17 protein-coding genes are annotated in these 24934 nt (G+C 64.7%); 15 read left to right on the plus strand and 2 right to left on the minus strand.

Annotation, left to right across the window (positions count from 1 at the left end):
- The first annotated feature begins 144 nt into the window (after nt 1-144).
- The 4 genes from ABE473_RS09235 (at nt 145) to ABE473_RS09250 (ending at nt 9070) form a co-directional block, all read left to right on the plus strand.
- Nucleotides 145-2790: a TonB-dependent receptor gene (locus tag ABE473_RS09235; RefSeq protein ID WP_346489304.1), complete on the plus strand. Its 2646-nt coding sequence runs from the start codon at nt 145-147 to the stop codon at nt 2788-2790.
- A 33-nt stretch (nt 2791-2823) separates the two neighbouring features.
- Entirely contained in the window at nt 2824-5388 is a 2565-nt protein-coding gene (locus tag ABE473_RS09240; protein WP_346489305.1) for a M14 family zinc carboxypeptidase, read from the plus strand.
- A gap of 348 nt (nt 5389-5736) precedes the next feature.
- Complete coding sequence (locus ABE473_RS09245; RefSeq protein ID WP_346489263.1) at nt 5737-6588, plus strand: EF-hand domain-containing protein; 852 nt, start codon at nt 5737-5739, stop codon at nt 6586-6588.
- Between the two features lie 178 nt (nt 6589-6766).
- Nucleotides 6767-9070 (plus strand): TonB-dependent hemoglobin/transferrin/lactoferrin family receptor, encoded by a 2304-nt coding sequence (locus ABE473_RS09250; RefSeq protein ID WP_346489265.1) that lies wholly within the window; start codon nt 6767-6769, stop codon nt 9068-9070.
- Between the two features lie 115 nt (nt 9071-9185).
- Here the strand turns inward: ABE473_RS09250 and ABE473_RS09255 are convergent, their stop codons facing one another.
- A complete protein-coding gene (locus ABE473_RS09255; protein ID WP_121042519.1) occupies nt 9186-10586 on the minus strand; it encodes a DEAD/DEAH box helicase in 1401 nt (466 codons plus the stop codon).
- A 445-nt stretch (nt 10587-11031) separates the two neighbouring features.
- On the opposite strand from ABE473_RS09255, the gene ABE473_RS09260 reads away from it, so the two are divergent.
- Both ABE473_RS09260 and maiA read left to right on the plus strand, forming a co-directional pair.
- Nucleotides 11032-12021, plus strand: coding sequence for a fumarylacetoacetate hydrolase family protein (locus ABE473_RS09260; RefSeq protein ID WP_346489266.1), 990 nt, complete (start codon nt 11032-11034; stop codon nt 12019-12021).
- A 20-nt stretch (nt 12022-12041) separates the two neighbouring features.
- Entirely contained in the window at nt 12042-12695 is a 654-nt protein-coding gene (maiA, locus tag ABE473_RS09265) for a maleylacetoacetate isomerase (RefSeq protein WP_346489267.1), read from the plus strand.
- Between the two features lie 92 nt (nt 12696-12787).
- On the opposite strand, the gene ABE473_RS09270 is transcribed toward maiA, so the two are convergent.
- Nucleotides 12788-13918 (minus strand): PilT/PilU family type 4a pilus ATPase, encoded by a 1131-nt coding sequence (locus ABE473_RS09270; protein WP_179461154.1) that lies wholly within the window; start codon nt 13916-13918, stop codon nt 12788-12790.
- 97 nt (nt 13919-14015) lie between these two features.
- On the opposite strand from ABE473_RS09270, the gene ABE473_RS09275 reads away from it, so the two are divergent.
- The 9 genes from ABE473_RS09275 (at nt 14016) to ABE473_RS09315 (ending at nt 24785) form a co-directional block, all read left to right on the plus strand.
- Nucleotides 14016-14399 carry a DUF4398 domain-containing protein gene (locus ABE473_RS09275; RefSeq protein WP_183073797.1) on the plus strand — a complete coding sequence of 128 codons (384 nt, stop codon included), beginning with the start codon at nt 14016-14018 and terminating at the stop codon, nt 14397-14399.
- Between the two features lie 2 nt (nt 14400-14401).
- Complete coding sequence (locus ABE473_RS09280) at nt 14402-15295, plus strand: hypothetical protein (RefSeq protein ID WP_176990671.1); 894 nt, start codon at nt 14402-14404, stop codon at nt 15293-15295.
- A 364-nt stretch (nt 15296-15659) separates the two neighbouring features.
- Nucleotides 15660-15878, plus strand: coding sequence for a YdcH family protein (locus ABE473_RS09285; protein WP_176990672.1), 219 nt, complete (start codon nt 15660-15662; stop codon nt 15876-15878).
- A 166-nt stretch (nt 15879-16044) separates the two neighbouring features.
- The gene (locus ABE473_RS09290; RefSeq protein WP_102788976.1) at nt 16045-17415 is read left to right on the plus strand and encodes a pyridoxal-phosphate dependent enzyme; all 1371 of its coding nucleotides are present in this window, start codon (nt 16045-16047) and stop codon (nt 17413-17415) included.
- A 117-nt stretch (nt 17416-17532) separates the two neighbouring features.
- Nucleotides 17533-18717, plus strand: a complete 1185-nt coding sequence (locus ABE473_RS09295; protein WP_346489268.1) for a cystathionine gamma-synthase — start codon at nt 17533-17535, stop codon at nt 18715-18717.
- Nucleotides 18718-18792: 75 nt separating this feature from the next.
- Nucleotides 18793-19623: an ABC transporter permease gene (locus tag ABE473_RS09300; RefSeq protein WP_346489269.1), complete on the plus strand. Its 831-nt coding sequence runs from the start codon at nt 18793-18795 to the stop codon at nt 19621-19623.
- Nucleotides 19613-20947 carry an ABC transporter ATP-binding protein gene (locus tag ABE473_RS09305; RefSeq protein WP_346489270.1) on the plus strand — a complete coding sequence of 445 codons (1335 nt, stop codon included), beginning with the start codon at nt 19613-19615 and terminating at the stop codon, nt 20945-20947. The genes ABE473_RS09300 and ABE473_RS09305 overlap by 11 nt, the downstream gene beginning before the upstream one ends.
- On the plus strand, nt 20947-23085 hold the full coding sequence (locus ABE473_RS09310) for a glycosyltransferase (RefSeq protein WP_346489271.1): 2139 nt from the start codon (nt 20947-20949) through the stop codon (nt 23083-23085). Before ABE473_RS09305 ends, ABE473_RS09310 begins: the two co-directional genes overlap by 1 nt.
- Nucleotides 23085-24785: a hypothetical protein gene (locus tag ABE473_RS09315; RefSeq protein ID WP_346489272.1), complete on the plus strand. Its 1701-nt coding sequence runs from the start codon at nt 23085-23087 to the stop codon at nt 24783-24785. Before ABE473_RS09310 ends, ABE473_RS09315 begins: the two co-directional genes overlap by 1 nt.
- The last annotated feature ends 149 nt before the right edge of the window (nt 24786-24934 follow it).

The following is a 24934-nucleotide window of genomic DNA, read 5'->3' on the forward strand; positions in this document are numbered from 1 at the left end:
GTTAATTGTTGCTCACGAAAACATTTCCATCCGGATGAAGAGATGTTAGTTTCTCTTATATCCGTATGAAGAGATGTTATTGGCCGTGGTTCAGCCAGGCATGGACTACTGCGGAACTTGTCGTCCACCACCCCACTGAAGTTCATGCCCAAGCACACTCTTCTTGTAGCGGCGTTGTCCGTCGCTCTGGCAACGCCTTTGACCGCGTTCGCCGACGCCGCCCCCGATGCCGCCGCCACCGGCGACAGCAAGACCCTCGCTGCCGTGCGGGTCACCGGGTCCAACATCAAGCGCACCGATACCGAGTCGGCCAACCCGGTGCAGGTGATCGAGCGCCAGCAGCTGGAGGAGACCGGCAAGGCCACCGTCGCCGACCTGCTGCGCTCGATCTCGGCCAACACCGGCAACGCTGCCAACGAAACCACCAACAACGGCTGGGCCTCCGGTTCGGCCGGCATCGGCCTGCGCGGCCTGTCGCAGAAGAACACCCTGGTGCTGCTCAATGGCCGCCGCCTGGCCAACTACGGCTTCCCGGCCGGCGGCCTGTCCGACACCTTCGTTAACCTCAACGCGCTGCCGCTGGTTGCGGTCGAACGCATCGAAGTGCTCAAGGACGGTGCCTCCGCCGTGTACGGCTCTGATGCCGTGGCCGGTGTGGTCAACATCATCACCCGGCAGAATTTCGAAGGTGCCGAACTCGGTGGCAGCCTGGGCACCGCCGACCAGGGCGGCTTGGACGAGCAGAACCTGAAGTTCATCGGTGGCATCGGTGACCTGGACACGGACGGCTACAACATCCTGGTCAGCCTGGAAGGCTACAACCGCGAGCGCCTGGACCAGGACCAGCGCGACCTGACGAAGTCCGGCATCTATACCGACAAGCCCGGCGGCCGCTGGAACGGTTGGTCGGCCAAGGGCGCACGCTATCTGGTCAACGGCACCTCGGTGCCGATGCTGGATGCCAGCGGCAACTGCCCCGAAGGCACGACGCTCGTTGCCAGCGCGCCGATCGATGGCCTGGCCGGCAACACCTGCGGCTTCAACCAGGCCCCGTACACCACGCTGATCCCCTCGACCAAGCGCTACCAGGCCTACGTCAACGGCACCTTCCGCGTGAACGACAACGTCGAAGCGTTCGGCGAAGTGCTCTACAGCGACATCAAGGGCGTCTCCTGGTTCGGCAGCAGCCCGTTCTTCACCCTCGAGAGCGGCCGCTTCGCGCTCAACGCCGACACCGGGCTGGCCGAGCCGGTCTCCTCCAATCTACCGGCGAGCAGCCCGTACAACCCGTACGGCCGCGCCGTGCCGATCGAATACACCTTCTTCAACCTCGGCGCGACCATCAAGACCAACCGCTCGCAGGCCTACCGCGGCCTGGTCGGGCTGCGCGGCAGCCTGCAGAACTGGGATTGGGAAGTCGGTGCGTTCGGCGCCCGCAGCAGCGAGCGCGAGACCGTCTCCGGCGGCTTCGCCAACCGCTACGCGCTGGCCGATGCGCTGGCCAGCGGCAGCTACAACCTGCTCAATCCGTCGGCCACTCCGCAGGACGTGCTCAACGCGATCAACATCAGCACGCTGCGCCCGGCCGAGTCGGTGCTGCAGGGCGTGGACGCCAAGATCTCCGGTGCGATCGGCCATACCTGGGCCGGTGAAATCGGCTTCGCCGCCGGTGCCGAGTGGCGCCGCGAGAAGCTCGATTCCAACAATCCCTGGCAGATCGATGCCGGCCTGCAGATCCGTCCGGCGATCGCCGAAGTGCATGGCGAGCGCAAGGTCACCGCCGCCTATGCCGAAGTAAACGTGCCGCTGGCCGACCGCCTCGAACTGCAGGCCGCGGCGCGTGCCGATCACTACAGCGATTTCGGTGATGCGTTCTCGCCCAAGCTGAGCCTGCGCTGGCAGCCGTGGGACATCCTGCTGGTGCGTGCGGCCGCCTCCAAGGGTTTCCGCGCGCCGTCGCTCTCGGAGAACTCCAACAGCACCAGCATCGCCTACGGCAGCGTGATCGATCCGCGCGACCCGGACGTGCCGGGTTCGCGGCAGAACCCGACCTTCTTCACCGTCGGCAACAACGACCTCAAGCCGGAGCGCACCAAGAGCTTCAACGCCGGCATCGTGCTCTCGCCGTGGTCCAACACCAGCCTGAGCGTGGACTACTACTGCATCGAGCTGGAGAACCTGGTCGGCACCAACAATACCCAGACCCTGGTCACCGATGACGTGCCCGGTGCGGTCCAGCGCGATGAGCGCGGCAAGCTGCTGGCGGTCTACAACCGCTACCAGAACCTGAGCGAGCTGAAGACCTCCGGCTTCGACATCGAGCTGCGCCAGCGTTTCCCGACCGCGCGTGCCGGCGACTTCGGCCTGAGCACCGCCTTCACCCATGTGCGCGACTACAGCCGCCCCACCGTGGTCGGTGGTCCGCTGGTGGATTACGCCGGCAGCAACCTCGGCGCCACCCTGCCGAAGAACAAGGCGACCACCACCTTCGACTGGAGCTACGGCGATTTCCGCACTGCGCTGACCTGGTACTACACCAGCGGCTACGACCAGAAGGCCAGCGACGTGGCCACCGCCGTGCAGGATCGCGTCGATGCGTACAACCAGTTCGATCTGTACGTGGGCTACACCGGCATCGACAAGCTGACCCTGTACGCGAAGATCCAGAACCTGGCCGACGAAGAGCCGCCGTACGACGCCTCGTTCCCGGGTATCCGCGCGCCGTATGACTTCAGCCAGTACGACCTGCGCGGCCGCTACTTCACGGTCGGCTTCGACTACCGCTTCTGACCCCGGGGAATCGCTGTGTCTTTGCAACGTCGTCTGCTGTCTCCCCTCGCCTGGTTGGCGCTGGTGCTGTGCCTGTTCGCTGCGCCTGCCTCCGCGCAGAGCGCGTACTTCTTCCCGGCCGGCGGTGATTTCGATCCGGCCGTGCCCACGCCCCAGCAGTTCCTCGGCTATGAGATCGGCAGCCGCTACACGCGGCACGATCAGCTGGTGGCCTATTTCAATGAACTGGCCAGGCACTCGGACAAGATCAGGGTCGAGGAGATCGGCCGCAGCTACGAGGGCCGCCCGCTGCTGATCGCCACGGTGACCTCGGCGCAGAACCTGCAGAACCTGGAGACGCTGCGCCGCCAGCATGTCACCCTGGCCGATCCGGCGCAGCCGCTCTCGGCCGCCGGCAACAGCCCGGTGGTGGTGTGGCTGGGCTACAGCGTGCACGGCAACGAGACCTCCAGCGGTGAAGCGGCGATGCTGACCGCCTACTACCTGGTCGCCAACCGCAGCCCGGAGACCGCGCAGTGGCTGCAGCAGGCGGTGGTGCTGTTCGATCCGGCGCAGAACCCGGACGGGCGCGACCGCGCGGCGAGCTGGCACAACGCCTACGCATCGTCGCCGGCCTCGCCCGATCCGGCCGACAAGGAACACGTCGAGCCGTTCCCGCAGGGCCGCACCAACCACTACTTCACCGACCTCAACCGCGACTGGCTGGCGCTGACCCAGCAGGACACGCGACCGAAGATCGCCTATTTCCATCGGTGGTATCCCAACGTCCAGATCGATTTCCACGAGATGGGCAAGGACAGCACCTACTACTTCGAACCGTCGCCGGCGAGCATGCACAGCCCGCTGATTCCGGCATCGTCGTATGACTTCAACAAGACCCTGGCCAGGTACCACGCGCAGTCGCTGGATGCGCTGGGCTCGCTGTACTACACCGGGGAAAACTTCGACAACTTCTCGCCGGTGTATGGCTCGACCTACCCGGACTTCCACGGTGCGGTCGGGGTGACGGTCGAGCAGGCGAGCTCGCGTGGCCGCGTGCAGGAATCGGTCAATGGCCTGCTGACCTTCGGCTTCACCATCCGCAACCAGGTGGCGACCGGCCTGGGCACGGTCCGTGGTGCGGTGACCGAGCGCGACGGGTTGCTGAAGCTGCAGAAGGACTTCTTCCAGTCCGCGTTGAAGCAGGCCAACCAGCAGCCGGTGAAGTCGTTCGTGTTCGGCGACGCGGCCGATCCGGGCCTGACCCAGCGGCTGCTGGACCTGCTGCTGCAGCACCAGATCACCGTGCAGGCACTGAGCGCGCCGGTGACGGTGGACGGCCAGCGTTTCGAGCCGGGCAGCGCCTACGTGGTCCAGGCCGCGCAACCGCAGTTCCGCCTGGTGCATTCGATCTTCGCCGATACGCCGCCGATCAAGGGCGATGTGTTCTACGGCAGCACCTCCTACGCGATCGCGCCGGCCTACGGCATCGCCTTCGCCGCCAGCCGCAGCCGGATCGCCGGTGGCGAGCGCGTGGCCAGCGTGCCGGCCGCGAACGGTGGCGTGGCGGGTGGCCAGGCGGGCTACGCCTATGTGTTCGATTGGCGCGACTACAACGCCAGCCGCGCGCTGTACGCACTGCAGGCCAAGGGTCTGCTGACCCGTGCCGCGTTCCAGCCGTTCACGGCGGCCACCGCACAGGGGGAGCAGTCGTTCGGTTACGGCAGCATCGTGGTGCCGGTTGCAGGCCAGCCGCTGGCAGGCGCCGAGCTGCTCGCCGCGGTCGACGCGGCCGCGCGCAGCAGTGGCGTGCACATCCAGGCGCTGTCGAGTGGGCAGAGCCGGGGCGGCATCGACCTGGGCAGCGACAGCGTCAAGGCGCTGCGCAAGCCGGCAGTGGCCCTGGTCATGGGCGAGGGCGTCAGCGCCACCGAAATCGGCTCGGCGTGGTTCCTGCTCGACCAGCACCTGCAGCTGCCGGCCAGCAAGACCGACCCGGCCCAGCTGGGCAAGATCACGCTGGACCGCTACACCACCATCGTCCTGGCCGGCGGCACCTACACCGGCGTGGATGCCACCGCAGTCGCGGCGCTGAAGCGCTGGATCAACGCCGGTGGCTCGTTGATCACCTATGGCACCGCCGCGCGCTGGGCGATCGAGCAGAAGCTCAGCGATGAAGTGCTGGGGCCGGAGGAAAAGGAGCCGGAAGCAGCACGACGTGCGTTCGGTGACCAGCGTGACATCGCGGCGATCGAGCGCGTCAGCGGCAACATCCTCAGCGCGGACGTGGACAACACCCATCCGCTGGGCTTCGGCGTGCCGCGCCGGCAGCTGGCGGTGAACAAGGAGAACGGCCTGAGCTTCCAGCCCAGCCGCAACCCGTTCTCCACCGTGGTGCGCATCGATGAGGCGCCCAAGGTCAACGGCTATCTGTCCGAGCGCAACCGCAGCCGCGTCGCCGGTGCCGCGTGGCTGGTGGTGTCGCCGCAGGGGCAGGGCAACGTGGTCCTGTTCGCCGATGACCCGGCCCACCGCAAGTACTGGCACGGCACCGAGCGCCTGCTGTTGAACGCGATCTTCTTCGGCAACCAGCTCAACCCGGCCAAGCCGCGCGGCTGACGCGTCCGCTTCAAGTAGTGCCGGCCGCGGGCCGGCTCCCAATCGTTTCCACCGCGACGCGCAGGCATCCCGCTGGCGGCTCTCGCCTCCGGTAGTGCCGGCCGCTGGCCGGCTCCCCGAACACCGCCACCCACGCAGCCGACTCCCCGTCGGCTGCGTTCATTCCGCCCCATCACAGCCCCTGTGAAAATTCCGTATTGCGAATCATTCGCAATAAGAATAGGATGGCGCCCGCTCACGCTGGACGCGAGCGTCACCGGTACCGTCGCGCCGATCCACGCCAAACCCTCCCGGGTTGCGCGTCCGGGTCCTCGGAACCGTCACCGTCCTTTCTCCAGGGGAACCACCATGAAGATCGTCCCGCTCACCGCTGCCGTGTTGGCACTGGCGCTGACCCCGGCCGCCCTCGCGCAGCCGGCCACCAAGACCGCCACGGTGTCGCCGACCGCGGCCGCTTTCCTGGCGCAGTTCGCCACCGAGGGCGCGGACAGCGTCAGCTGGGCCCAGTTCGAGGCCTTCCGCACACAGCGCTACGCCGAGACCGACCGCAACCACGACGGCCATGTCGACGAGCAGGAATACGTCGACGAATACCTGCAGCGCTTCGATGTCCGCCTGGCCGACGCACGCGCCGGCCACCTGCGCCAGACCGACACCCGCTTCAAGGCGTTGGACCGCGACAGGAACGGGGCGATCAGCCGCGCCGAATACGATGCGGCCGGGGAACGCACCTGGGCCGGTTACGAGGCATCGCAGGACGCCACGCAGGAAACCGCTGCCGCGTCCTCGCGCGATCCGTTGAAGATGCCGACCTCGCATACCGCCAACGGCATGCTGGAGCTGTACGACCGCAACAAGGACGGCGTGGTCGATCGCGCGGAGTTCGACGCGGCGCGTGCGGCGGCCTTCGCCGCCACCGATATCGACGGCAACGGCGCGTTGTCGCTGGCCGAGTACACCACCGAGTTCGAAGGGCGCCTTGACCAGCAACGCCAGCGTGTGCGCGCCGATGCCGGGCGCCAGGCCCGCGTGCGCTTCGCCTCGCTGGACAAGGACAAAGATGGTCGCATGACCTTCGCCGAGTATCAGCTGTCGGGCAAGCGCATGTTCGACCGTGCCGACAGCAACGCTGATGGCGTCGTCGATGCGCGCGATCTTGAGCCGGTCGCCGGCGCGCACTCGGCCAACGGCAACCGCTAGCGGCCCGGACGTGCCGTGCACGTCCCACGTATCAGCCAACGATGATTCCGGCGCGCGATTCCCCGCGCGTCCTTGCGCCTCCCAGCCCCGCTCGGTCCACCGATCGCCGCAGCCAGGAACGGCCCGCCGCCAACCGCGGCGCTCACGCCATTCCCTTCCTCTTCTGCGGAGCCTGATCATGACGTCGTCCCTCACCCTGCTGGCCCTGGCGGTTGCCGCCAGCCTGTCCGCCACCGTGCACGCCGAAACCCTCAACGACGCCAGCACGCTCGATACCGTGCGCGTGCAGGCCGAACGTGCCAAGAAAACGCGCTCGACCAACCAGAACGTCACCGTGCTCACCGCAGCCGATCTCGACAACGAGATGGCCAATACGATGGAAGAAGCGATCCGCTACATCCCCGGTGTGAGCATCGTGGACATGGGCCGCTTCGGCGACAACGGCTTCAACATCCGCGGACTGGAAAGCGACCGCGTGGCGATCACCGTCGATGGCCTGAGCCTGGGCGAATCGGTGGAAACCGCGCGTTCCTACGAGTTCTTCCGGGGTGGCCGCGGCGACGTGGACATCGATACGCTCAAGAGCCTGGCGGTGATCAAGGGCGCCGACGCGATCAGCGCCGGCAGCGGCGCGCTGGGCGGCGCGGTGGTGTTCACCACCAAGGACCCGGCGGACTATCTCACGCCCACCGGCAACGATACCCATCTGGGTTTCAAGGCGGGCTACTCGGGCGCCAATGACGAAACCATGGGCACGCTGACCTTTGCCAACCGCACCGGCATCGTCGAATCGATGCTGGTCTATACCCGGCGCGAAGGCCACGAATCCGAATCGTGGTACGACACCACGAATGATCGCATCGGTGTCGGTCGCCGCACGCCTGATCCGGTCGACAGCACCCGCGACAACCTGCTTGGCAAGCTTGACCTGCAGCTCGACGACGCCAATACGCTGGGCTTTCTGTACGAGCGTGGCCGCGCCACCAACGACGTGGACAACCTGTCGCGTGTCTATGCACCGGGCTACCTGTCGCGCAAAGGCCGTGACACCAACGACCGCGACCGCTACGGGGTGAACTACCAGTGGCGGGCCGACAACGCGCTGTTCGATACCCTGGATGCGCAGGTGGATCGCCAGGTCACCGACAGCCGTGGCATCACCACCATCGTGGCCGGCAGCGGCTGCCCGGGCGGCGCCACGCCGTGCCTGCGCAGCGAGAACCGCTCCACCAAGCAGACCCTGGACCGTGCCGCGGCCGACTTCAGCAAGGTCTTCGCCACCGCGGGCGCGCGCCATGACGTGGTGTACGGGTTGGCCTGGCAGCAGCGCGACATCGATTTCACTGCGGTCGACACGCGCTGGAACGCGGCCGGGGCCGTGGCCTCGGTGGAGATCGATCCGCGCCAGGTGCCCAAGACCGACGTCACCGCCTGGAACCTGTACCTGCGCGACAGCGTGCAGCTGCTCGACGAACGCCTGACCCTCAGCGCGGGTGCGCGCTACGACCGTTACGACTACTCGCCGCAGGTGGACGCCACCTTCGTGGACCGCACCGGCACCGTGCGTGACGTGAGCTTCGCTTCGCCGACCTGGCAGCTGGGCGCCGAATACCGCTTCCTGCCCGACCACGCGCTGTGGGCCCAGGTGGGTCGTGGCTTCCGTGCGCCCACCGTGGCGGACATGTACTCGCCGACCAGCGCCACCCAGGTGATCAACGCGCAGAACGGCCAGCCGCTGCTGCTCAACGACACCGTGTCCAATCCGGATCTGGAGGCGGAAAAGAGCCTGAACCTCGAGTTCGGCTACCGCTGGAGCACGGACCGCGCGCAGCTGGGCCTGTCGGTGTTCCGCGACCGCTACGAGAACTTCATCGAGTACACCAACCTGGTCCAGTCGGTACCGGGTGGCTTCCGCACCACCGCGACCGGCCCGGTGCTGTATTCGCGCAACTACACGATGCCGACCAACGCGGGCGAAGTGACGGTCAAGGGCGTGGAGCTGGAGGGCCGCTGGCAGATCAGCGATGCATGGTCCTCGCGCCTGGCCGCCTCCTACAGCGAAGGCGAGAAGCGCAATGGCGATCCGCTCGACAGCATCGTGCCGGCCAGCGCCGTACTCGGCGTGCGCTATGCCCCCTCGCCGGTGTGGAACCTCACCGCCAGCGTGACCCATGCCGTGGCCAAGAAGGCCAAGGACGCCTACACCACCGACGCCACCGGCAAGGTCACCACGCCAGCCTTCGTCGACAAGGCCGATGGCTACACCGTGCTGGATCTGTACGGGACCTGGAACGTCACCCCGCAGTGGAAGCTCAGCGCTGGCATCTACAACCTGACCAACGAGGAGTACTACCTCTGGCAGCGCGTGCGCAACATCAACAAGGGCACCAACACGCTGTACGGCTACGTCAACGATGAGGGCATCGGCCGTTACAGCGAGCCAGGCCGCAATGCGCGGATCACGGTGGCCTACAGCTTCTGAGGCAACGCACCATTCAACGGCCGTTGTAGTGCCGGCCGCTGGCCGGCTCCAGAAAAACAAAAAAGGGCGACGCAGATGCGTCGCCCTTTTTGCGTCTCAGCGATGCCCGAAGGAATCAGCTGGCGCGACCGCCACCGCCGCCCTGGCTGCGGCCGCCACCGGCGTTGCCGCCGCCACGGCGCTGGCCCTGCGGCTGGCCACCGCGCGGTGCACCGCGGCCGGCGCCATCACGCTGGCCGCCACCGGCCTTCTTCGGGCCGGCATGGGCGTGGCGCGGAGCCTCGGCATGCGGACGACGCGCGTGCTTGCGCGGCGAGCGATCGCCACCCGGCAGCTCGGCCTTGCCCGGCGCGCTGTTGCCCCAGCGGATCGGGGTCTGCGGCTCGAAGCCCGGCACGTCGCGGATGTCCATGTCCTTGTCGAGCAGGCGCACGATCTGGCGCAGCAGCTTGGCTTCGTCCTGCGCCACCAGCGAGATCGCCTGGCCGGTCGAGCCGTTACGGCCGGTACGGCCGATGCGGTGCACGTAGTCCTCGGCCACCATCGGCAGGTCATAGTTGATGACCTTCGGCAGCTCGTTGATGTCGATGCCGCGCGCGGCGATGTCGGTGGCGACCAGTACGGTCACGCGGCCGGCCTTGAAGTCGCCCAGCGCACGCAGGCGCTGGCCCTGGCTCTTGTTGCCGTGGATCGCCGCGGTCTTGATGCCGGACTTGTCCAGGAACATGGCCAGCTTGTCGCAGCCGTGCTTGGTACGGCCGAACACCAGGGTCTGCTCACGGCTGTCCTGGGCCAGCAGGTGCAGCAGCAGCTCGCGCTTGCGCGGGCCATCGACCGGGTGCACGCGGTGGCTGATGTTCTCGGCAACGGTGTTCTTCGGCGTGACCTGGATCTGCTCCGGGTTGCGCATGAACTCCAGCGCCAGCTGCTTGATGCTCTCTTCGAAGGTCGCCGAGAACAGCAGGGTCTGACGGTTCTGGCGCGGCAGCTTGGCGAGGATCTTCTTGATCGACGGCAGGAAGCCCATGTCGAGCATGCGGTCGGCTTCGTCCAGCACCAGGATTTCGATGCCGGAGAGGTCGACGCTGCGACGCTCGATGTGATCGATCAGGCGGCCCGGGCAGGCGACCAGCAGGTCCACGCCACGGCGCAGCACGTCGAACTGGTTGCCCATGCCGACGCCGCCGTAGATGCAGGCGCTCGGGATGCGCAGGTACTTGCTGTAGCCGCGCAGGCTGTCATGCACCTGGGTAGCCAGCTCGCGGGTCGGGGTCAGCACCAGTGCACGCGGACGGCGCGGGCCATCGACGGCCTGCGGGTTGGTGCCCAGGTGCTGCAGCAGCGGCAGGCCGAACGCGGCGGTCTTGCCGGTACCGGTCTGCGCGCCGGCCAGCAGGTCGCGGCCTTCCAGGGCGAGCGGGATCGCCTGCTCCTGGATCGGGGTGGGGGTTTCGTAGCCCTGCTCGGCCAACGCGCGCAGCAGGAACGGGGCAAGGCCCAAGGATTCAAAAGACATCGGGTGGAAGCTCCAAAGACAAAGTAACGCCAGGCCGAATGGCCGGACGCGAGGCAGATCAATGTGATCGGCTGACTCGGAGCGTTCCCGTAAACCGCGCTGCGAGAATTGGGTGCAGTCGACGCGGTGCGCAGACTGGAATGCATGACGAATGGCGTCGGAGTGGGGGCGGGCGACGGATCGTTTGATCCATATCGCCGGCGATCCCGAAGGGAAACGGACGGCCGCTGCAGACCCGGATAGTCTAACGGATGTTTGAGACCCATACCAAACCCCCCTGTTCAGCTTGGGAGCAGGGGGACGGAACAGTAGAGCCACGCCATGCGTGGCTGCTCCTGCGCGTCGGCAATGCATTACGGTAAAGCGATGCGGCGGTGCAGCTGGTCGGCCCGCCAACCATTTGATTACACTTGAAACCTATTTTCGCGATCCCGGATACCCACCCATGAAGCTTGGTTCTTTGAAGGAAGGCGGCCGCGACGGCACCCTGATCGTGGTCTCGCGCGATCTGCGCCAGGGCGTGCGCGCCACCGGCATCGCCGCGACCCTGCAGCAGGCCCTGGAAGACTGGAGCCACCTGGCGCCGCGCCTCAACGCCCTGTACGAGTCGCTGAACGACGGCGATGCCGACGGGGTGTTCGACATCGACCTGCAGGCGCTGGCCGCACCGCTGCCGCGCTCCTACGAGTTCGTCGACGGCAGCGCCTACCTGCCGCACGTGGCCAGGGTGCGCCGCGCCCGTGGCGCCGAGGTGCCGGAGAGCTTCTACACCGACCCGCTGATGTACCAGGCCACCAGCGCCGGCTTCTACGGCCCGCGCGATGCGGTGAAGGTGGTCAGCGAGGAGTACGGCATCGACCTGGAAGCCGAGCTGGTGGTGATCACCGACGACGTGCCGATGGCGGTGACGCCCGAGCAGGCCGCCGGCCATATCCAGCTGATCGGCCTGGTCAACGATGTCTCGCTGCGCAACCTGATCCCGGGCGAACTGGCCAAGGGCTTCGGCTTCCTGCAGTCCAAGCCGCGCTCGGCGTTGTCGCCGGTGTTCGTTACCCCCGATGAACTCGGCGAGGCGTGGCAGGACAGCAAGGTCCACCTGCCGCTGGTCACCCACATCAATGGCACCTGGTTTGGCGCGCCGGAAGCGGGTGTGGACATGCAGTTCAACTTCGCCCAGCTGGTCGCGCACGCGGCCAAGACCCGCCCGCTGGGCGCCGGTGCGATCGTCGGCTCGGGCACCATCGCCAACGAAGACACCAGCAAGGGCGCCTCCTGCTTCGCCGAACAGCGCACGGTGGAAACCCTGCGCGACGGCAAGCCGAGCACGCCCTTCATGTCCTTTGGCGACGTGGTGCGGATCGAGATGTTCGACGCGGCCGGCGAGAGCATCTTCGGTGCGATCGAGCAGCGCATCGAGCAGGCGTCCAAGCCCTGAGCGCCGCTGCGGAGACCGTCATGGACCCGATCGAACTGTTCAGTTACTGGCGGTCCAGCGCGGCGTACCGCGTGCGGGTCGGGCTGAACCTCAAGGGCCTGCCGCACCGGATCACCCCGGTGCACCTGGTCCGCGAGGGCGGCGAGCAGCACAGCGCGGCGTATGCCGCACTCAACCCGCAGGAACTGGTGCCGACCCTGCGCCATGGCGAGCGCGTGCTGCAGCAGTCGATGGCGATCCTGGAGTACCTCGACGAGGTATTCCCGGCCACGCCGTTGCTGCCCGGCGATGCCGGGGGCCGGGCGCGCGTGCGGGCACTGGCCCAGCTGGTGGCCTGCGACATCCACCCGCTCAACAATCTGCGGGTGATGCAGTACCTGGAACGCACCCTGCAGGCCAGCGCCGAGACGCGCACGCAATGGACGTTGCACTGGATGGCGGAAGGGTTGGCGGCGATGGAAACCCTGCTGGCCGGCCATGCCGCGACGGGCACCTTCTGCCATGGCGACCAGCCCGGCCTGGCCGATGCCTGCCTGGTGCCGCAGCTGTACAACGCGCACCGGTTCGGCCTGGCGCTGGCGCCGTACCCGACCCTGCAGCGGATCGAAGCGGCCTGCCTGGCGCTGCCGGCCTTCGACGCGGCGCGGCCCGAGCGTCAGATCGACGCAGGGTGACGGTGGGCATCGACCGATCGACGCAGGGAGACGGGTAGGCATCGACCGTTGGTCGATGCGCCGTGTCAATTGCCCCCACCAACGGTGGGGACCTACTGGAACCCGTGCGTGATCGCCGGCGCCGAGCTGGCCGAGTAATCCGCGTATGGATCGTGCTCGCTGCCGCCTTCGGACAGCCGGAACTTCAACGCCAGGCCATCGCGCGAGTCGGCCGCGCGCAGCGCTTCCTCCTGCTCGATGATGCCGTTCTTGGCCATCCGGAACAGGCACTGGTCGAAGCTCTCCATGCCTTCCTCCAGCGAGGCTTCCATTGCCGCCTTGATCTCGTGCACCTGGCCGCGGCGCAGCAGGTCGCGGATCATCGGCGTGTTGATCAGCACCTCGGTGGCCGGCAGGCGGCGCCCGTCCTTGCCCTTGACCAGGCGCTGGGACACGACCGCGCGCAGGTTCAGCGAGAGGTTCATCAGCACGTTGCGGTGCGCGCTCTCGGGGAAGAAGTTGAGGATGCGCTCGATGGTCTGGTCGGCGTTGTTGGAGTGCAGGGTGGCCAGGCACAGGTGCCCGGTTTCGGCGAACGCGATCGCCGCCTCCATGGTCTCCGCATCCAGGATCTCGCCGATCAGGATCACGTCGGGTGCTTCACGCATCGCGTTCTTCAGCGCGTCGTGGAAGGTGTGCGTGTCCAGCCCGACCTCGCGCTGGTTCACGATCGACATCTTGTGCTTGTGCAAATATTCGATCGGGTCCTCGATGGTGAGGATGTGCCCGGTCGTGGTGGTGTTGCGGTGGTCGATCATCGAGGCCAGCGAGGTCGACTTGCCCGAGCCGGTCGAGCCGACCACCAGCACCAGCCCGCGCGGGGTCATGATGACGTCCTTCAGGACCTGGGGCAGGTTGAGCTCTTCGATGCTGGGGATCTTGCTGCGGATCGCACGGATCACCATGCCGACCTCGCCGCGCTGCTTGAACACGTTGACGCGGAAGCGCCCCGCATCGGGCAGGGCAATGGCCATGTTGAGCTCGAGCTCGCGCTCGAACTGCGGGGCCTGGCCTTCATCCATCAACGAGTAGGCGATCTTCTTGACCATCCCGGGCGGCAGCCCGGTATTGCCCAGCGGATAGAGTTTCCCCTCGATCTTGATGTATACCGGTGCTCCGGTCGTCAAGAACATGTCCGACGCGTTCTTTTCGGTCATCAGCTTCAGGAAATAGCCGATATCCATGCGAAATGTTTCCCCAACAATCAGCGGCTTGCCATTGCAAGCGCACCGCAGGCTTCCGACAATGGCCGCGCACACAACTCTGGCGACGGCACCCCCAATGAAACCTAGCTTCGCACAAATACGACGGGCCCTGTATGTGACGGTGTGCGCATTCGCGCTCTCTGGTGCTGCACAGGCGCAGGATGGCGCCCTGGAACTGATGCAGGCCCGGCAGGCGGTCGACAAGGCCACCCAGGCCGATGCCGACCAGTACGCCCCGGACCTGATCGCCGTGGCCCGCCAGGGTCTGGAGCAGGCCCAGCGCGCCGCCGGCGACCGCCGCGAGCGCAAGAACGCGCCGATGCTGGCCGTTCGCGCCACGGTCGATGCCGACCTGGCCCGCGCCCGCAGCGAAGAAGCCACCGCCACCGCCCAGCTGCAACTGCGTCGCAATGAAGTCAGCCAGCTGCAGCGCCAGCTCGCCACCGGGGAAGACCGCTGATGATGTCCACCAAGATGCGCATGCCCTGCCTGCTGCTGGCCGTCAGCCTCAGCCTGCCGCTGCTGGTCCAGGCCGCCGATGACCCCGCCGTGGCCCAGCTGACCCAGCGCCTGATGGCGATCCAGGCCAACCCGGATGCGGCCCAGCTGGCCGCCTTCGAGCGCCTGCAGGCCCAGCAGGCCGTGGCCGATCTGGCCAAGGCCAAGCGCCGGGACCTGGACCAGGCTCGCTACCTGGCCGAGCGCCGGGTCGAGATCGCCGAGACCAGCGTCCGCGCCGCCCTGGCCCAGCGTGAGGTCGACCAGCTCGAACGCACCCGCAGCGAGCTGCTGATCGAAGCCAGCCGCCGCGATGCCCAGCGGGCCCGCCAGGAAGCCGAGCGCCTGCGCGTCCAGGCCCAGATCCAGGCCGAGGAAAGCGAACGCCTGCGCCAGGCGGCCGAACAGGAAGCCCTGGCCCGCCAGGACGCTGAAACCGCGCTCACCAGCGTGGCCGGCAAGCAGACCGCCCGCCTGAGCGCGGCCCAGCAGAACGCGGCCAAGCTGGCCCGTGAAGAAGCCGAGCTGGTGGCGGGCAGCAAGCTGCCGGGCTCCAGATTCGACAGCCGTGGCGAAGTGTTCACCTTCAACGGCGACGCTTTCGCGGCCGGCAAGGGCAGCCTGTCCGGCGGCGCCAAGGGCCAGGCCAAGGCGCTGGCCGAGTACCTGAACATCGGCAAGAAGGGCCGGGTCCGGATCGAGGCCTACGACGCCGCTGCCGGTGTCGGCCAGCAGCGCGCCGAGGCCCTGCGTGACGCCCTCGTGGCCGCCGGCGTGAGCGCCAGCCGGCTCCAGGTCAGCGGCAAGAAGGCGGCGGCGACCAAGGCGCGTTCGGCCGAGGTCATCATCGCGCCGTGATGCCCGGCCGGCAGCGCGTCATGCCCCTCGGGCATGACGCAACTGGTTGTTTTTGTTTAATTTCCGTTGTTCTGCGTGTTCAGCCTGAACCCCGCCTAGGCGGGCTCGACGATATCGTCTGAAAGGGTTGAACCGGCTTCGAAGCAAGCGTAGGGTCAGTTGTCCGGGTCGCCTTCCGCGGCCTGGACGATTGGAGGGCCGGCAATGCACCAGCGCCACGAATCAGAGCAGTCCGAGGTCCAGGTTGAACTGGACGCCGCTGCGGGTTCGCAGGTCAGGGTTGCCGTGCACTCCGCCCCAAGCAGCGCCCCGTGCCGTCAGGCCGGGGCGTTCTTGTTTCTGCAGAAGCGATAGGAGGTTCATCATGTTTGAAGGTCAGCCCCAGAGCGACATCGACGCACGGCGCAAGCAGGATCCGGAATTCAAGGCGCTCTACGAACGGCACCAGAAGTTGAACAAGAAGTGCATGGATGCCGAGCTGGGCGTACTTCCGATAGACCGCCTCACCCTGGGACAGATGAAGCGTGAGAAGCTGCTGGCCAAGCAGAAGCTGGAACGGATGTACGCCTCCCCCGTGCACTGACGCCTTTACCTCCACGTCTATTAGCCCCTACGTCGCGGGCGGTTCCGGTCACCTCGTCGACCGGTGCCGTCCGCGCCGCTTGATGAACGCGGCAACCTGACTTTCGCCGCCAACCGTCGGATAATCACCGGTCCGGCCGCGTTGCGGCGCGAATCGATGTGAACCGATGGCAATCCACTCCTCCGTACTCGAACTCATTGGCCAGACCCCGATCGTCAAGGCCCAGCGCCTGGATACCGGCGTCTGCGAGCTTTACCTGAAGCTCGAGAGTGCCAATCCCGGAGGATCGATCAAGGACCGCATCGGCCTGTCGATGATCGAAGCCGCCGAGCAGCGGGGCGACCTCAAGCCGGGCGCGACCCTGGTCGAGGGCACCGCCGGCAACACCGGCCTGGGCCTGGCGCTGGTCGCCCAGCAGAAGGGCTACAAGCTGATCCTGGTCGTGCCGGACAAGATGAGCCGCGAGAAGATCTTCAATCTCAAGGCGATGGGTGCCGAAGTGCGCCTGACCCGGTCGGACGTGGCCAAGGGCCATCCCGAGTACTACCAGGACATGGCCAAGCGCGTGGCCGAGGAAACCCCCGGCGCCTACTTCATCAACCAGTTCGGCAACCCGGACAACCCGGCGGCGCACGAGTTCGGCACCGGCCCGGAAATTCTGGCGCAGATGGACGGCGACCTGGACGCGATCGTGTTCGGCTGCGGCAGCTCGGGCACCATGACCGGCCTCTCGCGCGCCTTCTCCACCCTCTCGCCGAAGACCGAGCTGGTCCTGGCCGATCCGGTCGGCTCGATCCTGGCTGAGTACATCAATGACGGCGTGCTCAACGACAAGTCGGGCAGTTGGCTGGTGGAAGGCATCGGCGAGGACTTCCTGCCCTCGATCGCCGATTTCAGCCGCGTCACCAAGGCCTACGCGATCAGCGATGCCGAGAGCTTCCACACCGCACGCGAGCTGCTGGGCAAGGAAGGCATCCTCGGCGGCTCCTCGACCGGCACCCTGCTGGCCGCGGCGCTGAAGTACTGCAAGGAGCAGACCACCCCGAAGAAGGTGCTGGTGCTGGTCTGCGATACCGGCAACAAGTACCTCTCCAAGATGTACAACGACTACTGGATGCTGGACAACGGCTTCCTGGAGCGTCCGCAGTCCGGCGACCTGCGCGATCTGATCCTGCGCCCGTACGGCCAGCGCGACACCGTGGTGATCGGCCCGAACGACCTGCTGACCACCGCCTACCAGCGCATGAAGCTGTATGACGTCTCGCAGCTGCCGGTGATGGACGGCGACCAGTTGGTGGGCATCGTGGATGAGAGCGACGTGCTGCTGCACGTCTACGGCGACGAAGCCCGCTTCCGCGACCCGGTCGCCACCGCGATGGTCAGCAAGCTGGACCGCCTGGACGTGAAATCACCGATCGAAGCCCTGCTGCCGGTGTTCGACCGCGGCCAGGTCGCCATCGTCATGGACGGCGCCAACTTCCTCGGCCTGATCACCCGGATCGACCTGCTGAACTACCTGCGCCGGCGCGTACAGTAAGCGTCTGTGTCGCAATGAATCCATGTTTATCCGCGTCAACGGCCGATTAAGCCACCGCTGATAGACTTCCGCTCCTTTTGCGGGGGCCCCCCGGGGCTCCCCTTGCTGGGAAACAACATGTCCGATCACGCTTCTTCCGGGCACGGCGACCGCTCGCTCGCCCTGGCTACCCTGGCCATCCACGGCGGCCAATCGCCGGATCCGAGCACCGGCGCGGTGATGCCGCCGATCTATGCGACCTCCACCTACGCCCAGTCCAGCCCCGGCGAACACCAGGGCTTCGAGTACTCGCGCACCCACAATCCCACCCGTTTCGCCTACGAGCGTTGCGTGGCCTCCCTGGAAGGCGGCAGTCGCGGTTACGCGTTCGCCTCGGGCATGGCCGCCAGCTCCACGGTGATGGAGCTGCTGGATGCGGGCAGCCACGTGGTGGCGATGGACGACATCTACGGCGGCACCTTCCGCCTGTTCGAGCGCGTGCGTAAGCGCACCGCCGGCCTGCAGTTCAGTTTCGTCGACCTGACCGACCTGGCCGCGTTCGAGGCCTCGATCACCCCGCAGACGAAGATGGTCTGGATCGAAACCCCGACCAACCCGATGTTAAAGATCGTGGACATCGCCGCGGTGGCCGCCATCGCCAAGCGCCACGGCCTGCTGGTGGTGGTCGACAACACCTTCGCCTCGCCGATGCTGCAGCGTCCGCTGGAGCAGGGCGCGGACCTGGTCCTGCACTCGGCCACCAAGTACCTCAACGGGCACTCGGACATGGTCGGTGGCATGGTCGTGGTTGGCGACAACGCCGAACTGGCCGAGCAGATGGCGTTCCTGCAGAACTCCATCGGCGCCGTGCAGGGGCCGTTCGACAGTTTCCTGGCCCTGCGCGGCCTGAAGACCCTGCCGCTGCGCATGAAGGCGCACTGCGCCAATGCGCTGGCCCTGGCCCAGTGGCTGGAAAAGCACCCGGCCGTCGAGAAGGTCATTTACCCCGGCCTGACCTCGCACCCGCAGCATGAACTGGCGACGCGCCAGATGAACGGCTACGGCGGCATCGTCTCGATCGTCCTCAAGGGCGGTTACGAGGCGGCAAAGCGTTTCTGCGAGAAGACCGAGCTGTTCACCCTGGCTGAGTCGCTGGGTGGGGTGGAAAGCCTGGTGAATCATCCTGCGGTGATGACGCATGCCTCGATTCCGGTGGAACGCCGGGAGAAGCTGGGGATCAGTGATGCGTTGGTGCGGCTGAGTGTTGGAGTGGAGGAGCTGGGGGATCTGCAGGTGGATCTGGAGCGGGCCCTTTCCAGCTGATATCAGCGAATGTGGAACTTATGCGTTGCGTCTTCCGCCGGAGGACGCAATGCCGGGAATTCAGGAAGCTCAAGAATGTTCAATTCAAACCAAGCGATGAGCCTGGCGCCGACCACCGCGCTACGCTCGATCGTGCGTTACCGCAGTCTGATTCTCGAAATGATCAAGCGGGAGGTAGTCGGCCGCTACAGGGGCTCGGTCATGGGCCTCCTATGGTCCTTCTTCACCCCCGTCCTGATGCTTGTGGTCTACACATTCGTCTTCAGCGTGGTCTTTCAGGCTCGCTGGGCAGGTGGTTCAGGTTCAAAGACAGAGTTCGCGGTGGTCCTGTTCATCGGCATGATGATCTTCGGCCTGTTCTCCGAGTGCCTAAATCGCGCGCCCTCTCTCATCCTTTCCAACGCAAACTATGTCAAGAAGGTGATATTCCCGCTGGAGATCCTTCCAGTGGTTTCACTCGGTGCAGCGCTCTTCCACTTCGCAGTCAGCATGCTGGTGTGGTTGCTGTTCTACATCGTGTTGTTTGGTGTGCCCTCGATCCAGACCCTCTGGCTACCTGTCGTTCTCTTCCCTCTGCTGCTGATGTGCCTGGGGCTCTCCTGGTTCCTGGCGTCTCTGGGCGTGTACCTGCGCGATGTCGGACAGGCCATCGCCGTTGTCACCATGGCCTTGATGTTCATGTCACCCGTCTTTTTCCCCACCGCCGCGATGCCCGAGGCATTTCGACCCTACCTGTATCTCAGTCCGCTCACCTACTTCATCGAGCAATCCCGTGAACTGCTCATCTGGCACGGCAGCATGCACTGGATCACGTGGCTGAAGATGCTCGGGTTGTCATTGGTGATGGCTGCACTTGGGTTTGCTTGGTTCCAGAAGACCAGAAAGGGTTTCGCCGATGTCATCTGAAAACGCCATCGAAGTGAGTGGACTCAGCAAGTGCTATCAGATCTACGATAAGCCTCGTGATCGGCTGCTGCAGATGATGCTGGGCAGAAGCGGGAGGCGCTTCTATCGTGAGTTCTGGGCGCTGCGGGACGTGTCCTTCAGCATTCCCAAGGGCCAGGTGTACGGCATTCTCGGCAAGAACGGTGCAGGCAAGTCGACGCTGCTGCAGATCATCTGCGGCACCTTGGCCGCGACGGGGGGCGAAGCCCGGGTGGCCGGGCGGGTCTCTGCGCTGCTGGAGCTTGGTTCGGGCTTCAATCCAGAATTCACTGGCATCGAAAACATCTACATGAATGCCCAACTTCTCGGCCTGACGCGGCCCGAGATCGACGGGAAACTGGACAAGATCATCGCCTTTGCCGACATCGGCGACCACGTGCATCAGCCGGTCAAAACCTATTCCAGTGGCATGTTCGCGCGATTGGCGTTCTCGGTGGCCATCCATGTGGACCCCGATATCCTGATCGTCGACGAGACGTTGAGCGTCGGTGATGCCTGGTTCCAGCACAAGAGCATGGCGCGCATGCGCAAACTGATGGAAAGCGGCTGCACGGTCCTGTTCGTCAGTCATTCGATTGATGCTGTGCGTGCGCTGTGCGACTACGCCATCTGGATCGATGCAGGTGAGCTCAAGATGCATGGCAACGTCACCGAGGTGACGAATGCTTACATGAACGACGTTTTCGTCGAGCACAACAAGATCATCCTCGAGGCAAACGAGGTGGCGGCCGATGCCAGTGGTCATGTGCCAGCAGATATGGAAGAAGCGGAGGCGATGCATGCGGCGGGGCTCTCTGGTGAGCGCGGTGATATCGCGGCAGCGGGGACTGATCATCGACCTGAGGATGGTGCCGTACTGCGGATCGAACGCGTGGGACTGGTGGATGCGCAGGGTCGTCCGAGCAAGAAGATCGAACAGGGCGAAGAACTCACGCTGGCTGTCGACGTTCGCTTCTATCGGGCGCTGAAGAACATCAGTGTCGGGTTTCTGATCAAGGACCAGTTCGGGCAGGATTTGACTGGCGAGAGTATCTTCAACTCGGAGCGTAGGAGCACGGACGTGGTTGCTGGCCAGGTGTTGAAGGTGCGGTTCACCTCACCCAATCAGTTGCGAGGCGGACAGTCCTACTCAGTGGCACTTCGCGTCAATCAGGTCAGTCGCTGGGATCGCAGTGACAACGTAACCATCTACGCGGACGAGTTGGCTGCCGTTTTCGACGTAATGGCCGATGTAGATCAGCCGATGTGGTTCAAGTTCAAGATGCCTTTCAAGGTGAGCTACTGATGAATCGAATTGACGTGAGCGTTGTGTTGAACATGCACAGGGAAGCGCTCTACCTTCTCCCCACCCTGAAATCGCTGGTTGAATGCGCGAAGAGGGCACGGGAAGAGGGAGTCGTCGTGGAGCTTGTAGCGGTTTTTGATCGCGCCGACGATGCGACCCGCGAGGTATTTCGATCGCACGACCTTTCCGCCTTCGCAGGCGTCGAAGAAGTCGATGTTGATGTCGGCTCGTTGGGCCTGGCGCGAAATGCCGGCATCGAACGTGCCAAGGGCGACTATGTCTGGACGTCGGACGCGGATGATCTGGTGTCGTCCAATTCCATTGTTGCGCTCCTTGAGGCTGCGCGTGGGCATCAAGGGGGCAAGGTCGCGGTATTCCTTGAGTATCTCTGCGCCTTTGGTGAGCAGTACCACAACGTGCGCTATGTGGATTCGAAGTATCTGACCGCAGCCGATTTCGCGCTCCAGCATCCCTATGTGTCGCGCATTTTTATCCAGCGCTCCGCCTTCGATACTTTGAAGTACGACGACCTGCGGGTGACGAGCGGGTTCGCGTATGAGGATTGGTATTTCAACTGCCAGTTGCGTGCGGCCGGGTACGACATGATCGTCGCACCCGATACCGTTATTTTCTACCGTCAACGATCCGGTAGTCTGCTGCGCCAAGCCAACGCGGCATCGGTCCGGTTGATTCCACACAGTCGTCTGTTCGATCAGGACGTGTTCCTCGCCGACATGCGCGACAGCAGGAAGCGAGCCGGTGACTGGAATGCCATGCTAGCCAAACGGCAGTCGATCTTCGATCAGGACACGACCCGACGCATCGTGGAATCCGAGATCCTGCAGGAGTTTCTGCAGGAAGCGATACAGCTGGAGCCGGAGATCGAGCCGCATCGGGTGGAGAGCGCAGGCAGCTACAGCCCGATGCCTTGGAACCCCAATCATTGGGGCATGCAGTTGGAGAGTCTGTACCGGATGATCGGTGATGGCCGGTTTACCGACATCGTCCTGCTTCCTTGGCTCAATGCTGGCGGGGCGGAGAAGTACATCCTGCAGGTCCTCAACGAGATCGTCACACAGCAGCCATCTGCGCGGGTCATTGTGCTCGCTGGTGAAAGGGCGAGAAAGCATGAGTGGGTCAATAAGCTGCCGCCGGGGTCGGTGTTCATCGACATCTGCAATGCGTTTCCGCATCTGGAGACCGCAGATCTGGATGCGTTGACGATCAGGGCAATGCTGGCCATCCGCGACGGTGACGCGAGACTGCACGTCAAGTCATCCGCTTTTGCCCACAGGCTGCTGGATGCCTATGCGCCGGTGCTCTCAAGGTTGTTCCGGATTGTCTATTACCGTTTCAGCGATGGAACCTATCGATGGAAGGGCAAGGTCCTGCGCGGGCCTTGGGGAGCAGGCGTGCTGCGCAGACACTTGGCCGGATTCTGGCGCGTGCTGACCGATTGCGAGGCGATCGTTGCCGCCGACAGTGCCTTCCTGGGGTCTCTGCCTTCCTACCGCCCAATCTATGCACGCTGCGACGCAGTGAATGCCGAAAGCGTCAGTGGTTTGGGAACTCGCAAAAAGCTGCTTTGGGCTTCTCGCGTGGCGCCAGAAAAACGGCCTGAACTTGTCGCGGCGATCTCCCGAGGACTGCTACAGCGTGGCTTGGCCGTTAAGATTGACGCATTTGGCATGTCTGATCCAAGTATCAATGCCAAGGATCTCTTTACCCAGAGCGGCGCAAAGATCAAATACCGCGGTGGTTTTACGACCTTCAGCGAGTTGCCGGTGGGCGAGTACGATGCTTTCCTGTATACAACCGCCTTCGATGGCTTGCCCAACATCCTGCTTGAGATGGCGGGTGCCGGTCTGCCGATCATCGCCCCGGATGTGGGTGGCATTGGCGAGGTGGTCAAGGATGGCGTGAACGGGTGGCTCATCCCTTCAATGGATGATGATGCGGCCCTGGTCGATGCCTATGTCGACGCCATCGTTTCACTCTACGCGGATGGCACGGACCTGCGTGGAATGGCGGAAGCCGGCCGGAATCTGATTAATACGCGCCATGGCGCGGACGCTTTCGCCCGGCAAGTCAATGACGTGCTTTGTCTGGTCCCCGAGAATAGTCGCAAGGTTGTCTGATGCAACACCTCCACTTTTATGCAGATACGCAAAGCATTGATCTCCTCGCCTGCGAAGGCGCGAAGGCAGTACTGATCGGTAGCGACTTTGGCTACGGCAATTTTGGCGACCTATTGCAACACATGGGAAGCATCAACCGGGTCAAGCGGGCTTCTTCTCTCTCGGTCGTTTCGGTGCTTTCGTTGGATGCGATCTCGCGCCACGTTGGTGTATCGGCATTGCGCCAGTCATATGGCGTCGATGCGCAGATGTTTGTTTCCCCCGAGCCCCTGAGCGCCGAGCGGGCCGAGCAGTTGGGACTTGCACGGGTGCGTACCCTGCGTAACGTAGCCTGCGTCCAGCTTTATGGCGGCGGCTTCCTCAATGAGATGTGGGGAAGTTTCGTGTTGCAGGTGACAGAGTTCTTTCTGCGCCACCTGCCTGGCGCGGCCTACTACATTTCCGGCCAGCAAATTTCGAAGAGTTATGCCCCGACGGTTCAGGCGCACATCAATGCATTCCGGCCGCAGCTGGTTGGCGTTCGTGATCGTGACTCGCTGGGCACCATGCAGTCGTTGGGAATAGACGCGTACTACTCGTTCGATGACGCGGTGGAGCCCCTGCAGGAGCTGTCGCAGGTTCTCACGCCGCAGCGTGCCGCAACCGGAGCCTTCCTACACCTCAACTCCTCCGGATACACAGGCAACAGCGCCGAGATCGAGGAGATCTCGGCGCATATGCGCTTGCTTTCCGATCGGTCCGGAGACCGTGACCTTGTGCTGTTCCAAGCCTTCCAGGATTCGCGAGAAGAGGTCGTCGATTCGATTGAGACCGTAAAGCGCCTGGAGGGAGGACTTCCCTTTGTCGACATGAACACGATCATGTTGGTCTCCTACATCATGAAGGGGGGCGAGGCATTGGCGCCGGCAGTGCTGAAGGGGGAATACGGGTACGTATGTTCCTACCATGTCACCCTTTGGCTCCAGCTCAATGGCGTTCCGTGCTGGCTGCGGAGCAGCAATCCTTACTATGACCAGAAGCGCAGATCACTTGGCGTGGAGGGCAGTTTTGAATCGTTCCTCGAGCACATGCCGACCGTTGATCACTCGCTGAACCTGGAAGAGCGTTCTGCCTGGGTTCGGCGTCTGGAATCGCGGCTCGGGGAACTGCCGCGTGTGGAGAACACACTGGAGTGGGCGGCGTTGAATCATGATGCTGCGCGCCGTTCGTTCAACTTCAAGGGCGAGCCGCGGATGGAGATGCGATTGAACGAAAGCTGGGCTGCTGTCTGTGGCTTGCAGGAGGACATAAGTCGCCTCAACGCTGAGTTGCAGAACGCCCAGGCGGTGCGAGACGACACGGACAAGAACAGACAGTCGATCGAAGAGCGATTGGAGGCCTACCGGGAACGGCTCACGAGTGTGGGCGCGGAAGCGCGGCAATATCGGGAGCAGGCTGAGCATGAGCACATTCGATGGCGGCAGGCGCACGAAGCGGAACGCAATGCCAGCGAGCTGCTCCAAGGCATCGTGCACAGTCGTTCATGGAAATGGACCCGGCCGATCCGGGCAATCACTCGGTTCGCAAAAACAAGGCGGTTCGATGCGCAGGGAACAGTCGGCATCTTCGAGGTGGTCAGGCGCATGGGTGCGAAGCTACCGCTTCCGCCATCAGTGAAGTGCCGGCTCGGACATGTTCTTCGACGGCTTCGCAGGCGTTGATTCGGCTGTGCAGGCGCCACATGTGAGCGCAGCCTGTGGCACGCGGGAGGCGCTTTCGCCCATGCACTTGCACAGTTGTCCCGGTTCCCCGCAGTATGGGTGATGATTTCCTGGCGTAGAAAGCCCCCTCGCGCCGCACGAAGCTTGGC

It is taken from the genome of Stenotrophomonas sp. TWI700, from assembly GCF_039673645.1.
GTDB lineage: Bacteria > Pseudomonadota > Gammaproteobacteria > Xanthomonadales > Xanthomonadaceae > Stenotrophomonas > Stenotrophomonas maltophilia_AA.

Excerpts from the sequence above, each read along its gene's own strand:
- ABE473_RS09235 (WP_346489304.1), top strand. The coding sequence starts at position 145 with ATGCCCAAGCACACTCTTCTTGTAGCGGCGTTGTCCGTCGCTCTGGCA.
- ABE473_RS09245 (WP_346489263.1), top strand. The coding sequence starts at position 5,737 with ATGAAGATCGTCCCGCTCACCGCTGCCGTGTTGGCACTGGCGCTGACC.
- ABE473_RS09250 (WP_346489265.1), top strand. The coding sequence starts at position 6,767 with ATGACGTCGTCCCTCACCCTGCTGGCCCTGGCGGTTGCCGCCAGCCTG.
- ABE473_RS09255 (WP_121042519.1), bottom strand. The coding sequence starts at position 10,586 with ATGTCTTTTGAATCCTTGGGCCTTGCCCCGTTCCTGCTGCGCGCGTTG.
- ABE473_RS09260 (WP_346489266.1), top strand. The coding sequence starts at position 11,032 with ATGAAGCTTGGTTCTTTGAAGGAAGGCGGCCGCGACGGCACCCTGATC.
- maiA (WP_346489267.1), top strand. The coding sequence starts at position 12,042 with ATGGACCCGATCGAACTGTTCAGTTACTGGCGGTCCAGCGCGGCGTAC.
- ABE473_RS09270 (WP_179461154.1), bottom strand. The coding sequence starts at position 13,918 with ATGGATATCGGCTATTTCCTGAAGCTGATGACCGAAAAGAACGCGTCG.
- ABE473_RS09275 (WP_183073797.1), top strand. The coding sequence starts at position 14,016 with ATGAAACCTAGCTTCGCACAAATACGACGGGCCCTGTATGTGACGGTG.
- ABE473_RS09280 (WP_176990671.1), top strand. The coding sequence starts at position 14,402 with ATGTCCACCAAGATGCGCATGCCCTGCCTGCTGCTGGCCGTCAGCCTC.
- ABE473_RS09285 (WP_176990672.1), top strand. The coding sequence starts at position 15,660 with ATGTTTGAAGGTCAGCCCCAGAGCGACATCGACGCACGGCGCAAGCAG.
- ABE473_RS09290 (WP_102788976.1), top strand. The coding sequence starts at position 16,045 with ATGGCAATCCACTCCTCCGTACTCGAACTCATTGGCCAGACCCCGATC.
- ABE473_RS09295 (WP_346489268.1), top strand. The coding sequence starts at position 17,533 with ATGTCCGATCACGCTTCTTCCGGGCACGGCGACCGCTCGCTCGCCCTG.
- ABE473_RS09300 (WP_346489269.1), top strand. The coding sequence starts at position 18,793 with ATGTTCAATTCAAACCAAGCGATGAGCCTGGCGCCGACCACCGCGCTA.
- ABE473_RS09305 (WP_346489270.1), top strand. The coding sequence starts at position 19,613 with ATGTCATCTGAAAACGCCATCGAAGTGAGTGGACTCAGCAAGTGCTAT.
- ABE473_RS09310 (WP_346489271.1), top strand. The coding sequence starts at position 20,947 with ATGAATCGAATTGACGTGAGCGTTGTGTTGAACATGCACAGGGAAGCG.
- ABE473_RS09315 (WP_346489272.1), top strand. The coding sequence starts at position 23,085 with ATGCAACACCTCCACTTTTATGCAGATACGCAAAGCATTGATCTCCTC.